Below are 7,181 nucleotides of genomic sequence, written 5' to 3' on the forward strand. Positions count from 1 at the left end.
GGGCTTGAATAAAAACAGGAGCGTTCGGCAGATCATCAATTGGGCTGCTGAATGCTCCTGCTTGTCTACGCTGCAGTTAAGCGTCGATCAAACGTTGAAGCGGAAGTGCATCACGTCGCCATCTTTGACGATGTAATCCTTGCCTTCCAAGCGCCACTTGCCGGCTTCCTTGGCGCCGCTCTCACCCTTGTACTGGATGAAATCGTCATAGGCCACGACTTCGGCACGGATGAAGCCTTTCTCGAAGTCGGTGTGGATCACCCCGGCCGCTTGCGGGGCAGTGGCGCCTACGCGCACGGTCCATGCACGTACTTCCTGCACGCCGGCGGTGAAGTAGGTCTGCAGGTTCAGCAACTCGTAACCGGCACGGATCACACGATTCAGGCCAGGTTCTTCCAGGCCCAGGGCCTCGAGGAACATGTCCTTTTCTTCACCGTCGTCCAGCTCGGCGATTTCCGCTTCGATCTTGTTGCACACCGGTACGACCACCGCGCCTTCTTCCTCGGCGATGGCGTTCACCACATCAAGGTGCGGGTTGTTCTCGAAACCGTCTTCGGCGACGTTGGCAATGTACATCACCGGCTTGCTGGTCAGCAGGTGGAAGCTGCGGATCAGGGCCTTTTCGTCGGCGCTCATGTTCTTCATCAGGCTGCGCGCTGGCTTGCCTTCGGTGAAATGCGGGATCAGCTGTTCCAGAATGGCCTTCTGCGCCAGGGCTTCCTTGTCGCCACCCTTGGCGTTGCGGGCCACTTTCTGCAACTGCTTTTCGCAGCTGTCGAGGTCGGCAAAGATCAGTTCTAGGTCGATGATCTCGATGTCGCGCTTGGGATCGACGCTGTTGGAAACGTGAATCACGTTCTCGTCTTCGAAGCAGCGCACCACGTGGGCGATGGCGTCGGTCTCGCGGATGTTGGCGAGGAACTTGTTGCCCAGGCCTTCGCCTTTCGAAGCACCGGCCACCAGGCCTGCAATGTCGACGAATTCCATGGTGGTAGGCAGGATGCGGTTGGGCTTGACGATTTCAGCCAGCGCATTGAGGCGCGCATCGGGCATGGGCACGATACCGCTGTTCGGCTCGATGGTGCAGAAAGGGAAGTTCTCTGCCGCGATGCCAGACTTGGTCAGGGCGTTGAACAGGGTGGACTTGCCGACGTTGGGCAGGCCGACGATGCCGCAATTGAAACCCATGGGTATTCCCCTCTCTAAAGGAAATCAGGCCTTCTGGCTGTGCAGCTCGCGCATCGCCTTGGCGAAGTCGCCAGCGAGCACGTCCGGCAGCACACCGAGGGCAAAGTCGATGCTGGCGTCGAGCTTCTCCTGCTCGGCGCGCGGTGCGCGGCCCAGGACGAAGTTGGAGACCAGCTTGGCATCACCTGGGTGGCCAATACCGAGCCGCAGGCGATGGAAGTCGTTCTGGTTGCCGAGCTGCGCGATGATGTCGCGCAGGCCGTTGTGCCCGCCATGGCCGCCGCCGCGCTTGAGCTTGGCAACCCCGGGAGGCAGGTCGAGTTCGTCATGTGCCACCAGGATGGCCTCCGGTTTAATCCGGAAGAAATTGGCCAACGCCGCCACGGACTGGCCGCTACGGTTCATGTAGGTGGTGGGGATCAGCAGGCGAACATCGTTGCCCTGATGGCTGAATTTAGCCGTCAGGCCGAAATATTTCTTGTCAGCGGTCAGCGAGATGCGCTGGGCGCTGGCAATGCGTTCAACGAAAAGAGCCCCTGCGTTATGCCGGGTCTGTTCGTATTCGGGGCCGGGGTTACCCAGGCCGACGATCAACTGGATGGCGGTCACGTCAGGGGCTCTTCCTTGGAGTTGGTGGGTTACAGGGCGCGCGGCACTGTAACCCGATCAACGCCGGCGTGCGAGTGGATTACTCGGCAGCGCCTTCTTCCTCAGCTTCAGCGGACACGCGTGGTGCGTGAACGTTGGCAACTGCTTTGTCATCACCGTGGGCCAGAGCGACGAACTCTACGCCTTTCGGAGCTTTCAGGTCCGACAGGTGGATGATGGTGCCGATTTCAGCATTGGCCAGGTCGACCTCGATGAATTCAGGCAGGTCTTTGGCTTCGCAGGAAACTTCCAGCTCCGACTCAACGTGCGAAACTTCGCCGCCTTTCTTGACCGGGCCTTCTTCGTTGATGAAGTGAACCGGTACCTTGGCGGTCAGTTTCTGGCCAGCAACGACGCGGATGAAGTCGGCGTGCATGATGAACTGCTTGGCCGGGTGGCGCTGCATGGCCTTGATGATGACGTTCTGCTTGACGCCGTCAACGTTCAGTTCGATGACGTGGCTGAAGGCCGCTTCGTTTTCGAACAGCTTGGTGATTTCCTTGGCCACGATGGTCAGGGATTGAGCTTCTTTATCACCACCGTAGACTACGGCTGGGATGCTGGCGGAGTGACGCAGGCGGCGGCTCGCACCTTTCCCCAGGTCAGTACGCGCTTGGGCGTTCAGAGTGAAATCAGTCATTTTGTTTCTCCAAAATAGCCCCCCGAGGGCGTTTGCGACCAGCGCCAACGGGGATGGCAAAAAAGCCCCGCCCCAGCAGATGTGCTGGGGCGGGGCGCTTTTCGTCAGCGTGCGTTCCGCTTAGCGGAACATCGCGCTGATCGATTCTTCGTTGCTGATGCGGCGAACCGCTTCGGCGACAACCGGTGCGATATCCAGCTGGCGGATACGGTCACAGGCTTGAGCAGCGGCGGACAGCGGAACGGTGTTGGTCACCACCAGCTCGTCCAGTACCGACTTCTCGATGTTCTCGATCGCGCGGCCCGACAGGACAGGGTGCGTGCAATAGGCGTAAACCTTGGCAGCGCCGTGCTCTTTCAGGGCTTTGGCCGCATGGCACAGGGTGCCGGCGGTGTCGACCATGTCGTCTACCAGGATGCAGGTGCGCCCTTCGACGTCGCCGATGATGTGCATCACTTCGGAGTGATTGGCCTTTTCACGGCGTTTGTCGATGATACCCAGGTCGACACCCAGGGACTTGGCGACAGCGCGTGCGCGCACGACACCACCGATGTCCGGGGAGACAATCATCAGGTTCTCGAAACGCTGGTCTTCGATATCGTCGACCAGTACGGGCGAACCGTAGATGTTGTCGACCGGGATATCGAAGAAACCCTGGATCTGGTCAGCGTGCAGGTCGACGGTGAGTACACGGTCGATACCCACGACAGTGAGCATGTCAGCGACGACTTTGGCGCTGATGGCTACACGTGCCGAACGCGGACGGCGGTCCTGGCGGGCGTATCCGAAGTAAGGAATCACGGCGGTGATTCGGGAAGCTGAGGAGCGGCGGAAGGCGTCGGCCATCACTACCAGTTCCATCAGGTTATCGTTGGTCGGTGCACAGGTCGGCTGAATAATGAAGACGTCTTTACCGCGGACATTTTCATTGATCTCAGTGCTGATCTCGCCGTCGGAGAATTTACCGACAGAGACGTCACCGAGAGGGATATGCAGCTGACGTACGACACGCCGAGCCAGATCGGGGTTAGCGTTCCCCGTAAAGACCATCATCTTGGACACGCGCAGTACCTGAAGGCTGAGGGTATACCTGGATGAGTATAAGGAAAATGGCAGGGGCGGCTGGATTCGAACCAACGCATGGCAGGATCAAAACCTGCTGCCTTACCGCTTGGCGACGCCCCTGTATCTGTTGCTGCGAGCGCTAGGCACTCGACTTCTTGACCAGACTTTGCAGCTTGCGATGCAACATCGAAATATTGCTTCCTTTCGCCACAAACCCTGTTTGGGTCGCTGAAAGAAGGGCCAGAACTTTATCAGCTTCGGCTTTGCTTGGGAAGGCCCCAAACACACAACTTCCAGTTCCGGTTAGTCGAGCCTCTGTGAATTTTCCCAGTGCGTTCAGCGCGTTGCGAACTTCCGGGTAATTCTGCTCTACCACCGGTTGGCAGTCATTTCGACTGTTTCCCTTGGGAACGGGGCGCATCTTAAGGGGGAGAGAATCACGTGTCAACTGCGGATGTGAAAAAATTTCTGCTGTGCTTACAGACACTTGCGGAACCAGCACCACATACCAGGGTTGTTCCGGATCGACCGGCGTGAGCTGTTCGCCCACACCCTGGGCAAAGGCGGCATGACCGCGCACGAATACCGGTACATCGGCACCCAGGCCGAGGCCCAGGGCAGCCAGGCGATCTTCGTCCCAATCCAGTTGCCACAGGCGGGCAAGGCCAAGCAGGGTGGTGGCGGCATCCGAGCTGCCGCCGCCGATGCCACCGCCCATCGGCAGCACCTTGTCAAGCCAGATGTCCGCGCCCAGGGGCGTACCCGATTGGACCTGCAGCTGGCGAGCGGCACGCACGATCAGGTTGCTGTCATGGGGAACGGTATCGAGGTCGCTGTGCAGGCGGATCATGCCGTCCTCACGCACAGCGAAGCTTAGCTCGTCGCCGTGGTCGAGAAACTGGAAGACCGTTTCCAGCTCGTGGTAGCCATCGGCACGGCGGCCAATGATGTGCAGCCACAGGTTCAGCTTGGCCGGCGCGGGCAGGGTAAGCGCTTGCATCGACTCAGTGCCCCAGCTGGCGGGGCTGCCAGTCCTTGACCACCAGGGTCACGTCCAGGTCCTTGCCGTGCAGCTTGAGGCGTTCGGGCAGCCAGTAACCGTTATGTTCGGCATAGCTCAGGTACTCGACCTGCCAGCCGTCCTGTTCAAGGCTGGCCAGGCGGCTGTCGCCGTCGAGGGTCAGCTTGCTCTTGGTGTCCGGCGCTGGCAGGCCGCGCACCCACCAGACTAGGTGGGAAACAGGCAGCTTCCAGCCCAGTTGCTCTTCCAGCAGCGCTTCGGGGCTGGTGGCTTCGTAGCGGCCCTGGTTGGCCACTTCCAGCACCACGGCGTCAGGCCGGCCGGTCAGGCGTGCGGCCCCACGGCCCAGCGGCCCGGCCAGGCGAATGTCGAAGTAGTCCTGGCGCTGCAGCCAGAACAGGGTGCCACTGCCCGAGTCGCGTGGGGCACGGATGCCCACCTTGCCGTTGATCTGCCAGCCGTCGAGGCTGCTCAACTGCTGTTTGTGGGCACGCCACTGCTGTGGGTCGCCGTGGCCCTGCAAGGCTTCGCGGCTGCCAATGCCGGCACAGCCAGCCAGGAGGGCGATGAGGGTAAAGGTTACGAAATGGCGCAATAGCATGGTCTTAAAGGGTCTCGGATCCGGTCAGGCGTAGGAGGGTCTTGCGCAGCACAGGGCTGTCGGCCTGGGCTTCGAAGCCCTTGGCCCACACCTGGCGGGCCTCGCGCCGCTTGCCGTTGGCCCACAGCACCTCGCCCAGGTGGGCGGCAACTTCATGGTCGGGGAAACTGGCGAAGGCCTGGCGCAGGTAATCCTCTGCTTTGTCGAGGTTGCCCAGGCGATAGTTCACCCAGCCCAGGCTGTCGAGCACTGCTGGATCGTCCGGGGTCAGCTGATGCGCCTCGTCGATCAGGGCCTGGGCTTCGGCGTAACGGGTAGTGCGGTCGGCCAGGGTATAGCCAAGGGCATTCAGGGCCATGGCGTTTTCCGGCTCGCGGGCAATGATGGCGCGCAGGTCCTTTTCCATCTGGGCCAGGTCATCGCGCTTTTCGGCGAGCATGGCACGGGTGTAGAGCAGGTTGAGGTCGTCCGGGTAGCGCTGGATGGCTTGTTGCAGCACCTGGTTGGCCTGGGCGTCCTTGTTGTTGTTGCTGTAGCTTTCCGATTCGATCAGGAACAGCTGGATCGCGTAGTCGGGCTGGACTTCGCGGGCTTCGGCGAGCAGGCGAGAGGCTTCGGTGCCGCGGCCGTTGGCGATCAAGATGTCGGCCTGGCGCAGTTGCGCGGCCAGGTAGTCGGGCCCTGGCCCTACCAGGGCGTACTGGCGCAGGGCACCTGCCGGGTCGTGGCGTTCTTCGCGGATGCGGCCAAGGTTCAGGTGCGCGGCATCGGTGTTGCTGTCGCGTTCGACCAACTCCTGCAGGTAGCCTTCGGCTTCATCCCACTCCTTGTTTTCAAGGCACACCAGCGCCAGGGAATAGCGCAGCTCGTCGTCCTCGGGATACTGCTGGACCAGGCTGACGAATTCGCCCTTGGCGTCGGCGATGCGGTCCTGTTCGACCAGGGTCCGGGCATAGGTCAGGCGCAGGCGCTTGTCGTCGGGGTTTTCGCGAATCGCCTTGCGCAGCAGGGGGAGGGCTTCTGGACCACGGTCCAGGGCTTGCAGCAAGCGAGCGCGCAACAGGATCGGTGCAATTTCGCCGTTTTGTGGCGCGTGCGATTCGAGCAGTTCGAGCGCCTCTTCGGCCTTGCCGTCCTGATTCAGCAGCAGGGCCTTGCCGAAGATCAACTGACCGTTGTCAGGGTACTTGACCAACAGGCGTTCGAAGCTCTGCAGCAGGCCGTCACGTGTGCTCTGGTCGGTTTCGGCAGCCGACAGGGCCAGAAAATCGAAATGGGTATCGCCCTGGCCTTGCAGGACCTTTTCCATATAGGCCATGGCGTCGTCATAGCGGCCTGCACGGGCCAGCTGAATGGCGGCGGCGCGTTGCGCATCGAGGTTCTGCGGGTCGTTGCGGGCCCAGATGAGAGCGTTGTCCAGCGCAGGTTCATCGGCGCCCAGGTATTCGGCGATACGGTAGGCGCGTTCGGAGACGCCAGGATCCTGGGTTCGCGCGGCCTCATCGGTGTAGTTGGCCAGGGCGATGTCGAAGCGATTGCGTTGCCCGGCAAGCTCGGCTACCAACAGGTTATAGAGCGTATCCTGCTTGAACGAGCCGTACACAGCGGGCTTCTCGGCTTCGGGTTTGCCGGCGTCGGCAGCAGCAGGCTCGGCCTTGTGCGCGGGCAGGCTCTGGCAGCCCTGGAGCAGGGCGAAGGCAAGCAGCAATGCGTAGGGTTTGTTCATAGAGGGCTTATAAGGAGACTCACCGGCGGTTGGGGCATGATGACACAAGCGCGGTGGCAAACCCACCGGGCCAAGGTATGAAGCGGATCCTTCGTTTATGAAGACCGCGACATTAGGATGTGGTTCGGCTTGCAGCGCGGGAGGTGGCCTGGTCGGCGGGCCAAGGGCTTGTGCGTAGCCATCGCGCAAGCGCTTGCTGCTGCCAAGCCCGTAGCATACCTGCATCCATCCCATTCCCGTGCTTTGCTTCTAAGCGCGCGGTAGCTCAGGCGCCGCAGATCGCGACTTCAGG

The 7,181-nt window shown here is 61.2% G+C and carries 7 protein-coding genes and 1 tRNA gene; all 8 read right to left on the reverse strand.

Features of this window, described 5'->3' with window-relative positions; all coding sequences use genetic code 11:
• Positions 1–87: 87 nt before the first annotated feature.
• The gene (gene ychF, locus ACK59L_RS17000; protein WP_196135578.1) at positions 88–1,188 is read right to left on the reverse strand and encodes a redox-regulated ATPase YchF; all 1,101 of its coding nucleotides are present in this window, start codon (positions 1,186–1,188) and stop codon (positions 88–90) included.
• A 24-nt stretch (positions 1,189–1,212) separates the two neighbouring features.
• On the reverse strand, positions 1,213–1,797 hold the full coding sequence (gene pth, locus ACK59L_RS17005; protein WP_016501511.1) for an aminoacyl-tRNA hydrolase: 585 nt from the start codon (positions 1,795–1,797) through the stop codon (positions 1,213–1,215).
• A 79-nt stretch (positions 1,798–1,876) separates the two neighbouring features.
• Positions 1,877–2,476 (reverse strand): 50S ribosomal protein L25/general stress protein Ctc, encoded by a 600-nt coding sequence (locus tag ACK59L_RS17010; RefSeq protein ID WP_023533244.1) that lies wholly within the window; start codon positions 2,474–2,476, stop codon positions 1,877–1,879.
• A gap of 120 nt (positions 2,477–2,596) precedes the next feature.
• Entirely contained in the window at positions 2,597–3,538 is a 942-nt protein-coding gene (locus ACK59L_RS17015; protein WP_003247410.1) for a ribose-phosphate pyrophosphokinase, read from the reverse strand.
• 48 nt (positions 3,539–3,586) lie between these two features.
• Positions 3,587–3,661: transfer RNA gene (locus ACK59L_RS17020), tRNA-Gln, on the reverse strand.
• 19 nt (positions 3,662–3,680) lie between these two features.
• Positions 3,681–4,541 (reverse strand): 4-(cytidine 5'-diphospho)-2-C-methyl-D-erythritol kinase, encoded by an 861-nt coding sequence (ispE, locus tag ACK59L_RS17025; protein ID WP_409274900.1) that lies wholly within the window; start codon positions 4,539–4,541, stop codon positions 3,681–3,683.
• Positions 4,542–4,545: 4 nt separating this feature from the next.
• Positions 4,546–5,163, reverse strand: a complete 618-nt coding sequence (gene lolB / locus ACK59L_RS17030; RefSeq protein WP_023533208.1) for a lipoprotein insertase outer membrane protein LolB — start codon at positions 5,161–5,163, stop codon at positions 4,546–4,548.
• Positions 5,164–5,167: 4 nt separating this feature from the next.
• The gene (locus ACK59L_RS17035) at positions 5,168–6,889 is read right to left on the reverse strand and encodes a tetratricopeptide repeat protein (protein ID WP_409274902.1); all 1,722 of its coding nucleotides are present in this window, start codon (positions 6,887–6,889) and stop codon (positions 5,168–5,170) included.
• Positions 6,890–7,181: the final 292 nt, after the last annotated feature.

Source organism: Pseudomonas sp. KCJK9111, assembly GCF_046231935.1.
Lineage (GTDB): Bacteria > Pseudomonadota > Gammaproteobacteria > Pseudomonadales > Pseudomonadaceae > Aquipseudomonas > Aquipseudomonas parafulva_B.

Bases quoted from the DNA above. Each gene is read 5' to 3' on its own strand.
- ychF (WP_196135578.1), bottom strand. From the start codon at position 1,188: ATGGGTTTCAATTGCGGCATCGTCGGCCTGCCCAACGTCGGCAAGTCC.
- ACK59L_RS17010 (WP_023533244.1), bottom strand. From the start codon at position 2,476: ATGACTGATTTCACTCTGAACGCCCAAGCGCGTACTGACCTGGGGAAA.
- ispE (WP_409274900.1), bottom strand. From the start codon at position 4,541: ATGCAAGCGCTTACCCTGCCCGCGCCGGCCAAGCTGAACCTGTGGCTG.
- lolB (WP_023533208.1), bottom strand. From the start codon at position 5,163: ATGCTATTGCGCCATTTCGTAACCTTTACCCTCATCGCCCTCCTGGCT.
- ACK59L_RS17035 (WP_409274902.1), bottom strand. From the start codon at position 6,889: ATGAACAAACCCTACGCATTGCTGCTTGCCTTCGCCCTGCTCCAGGGC.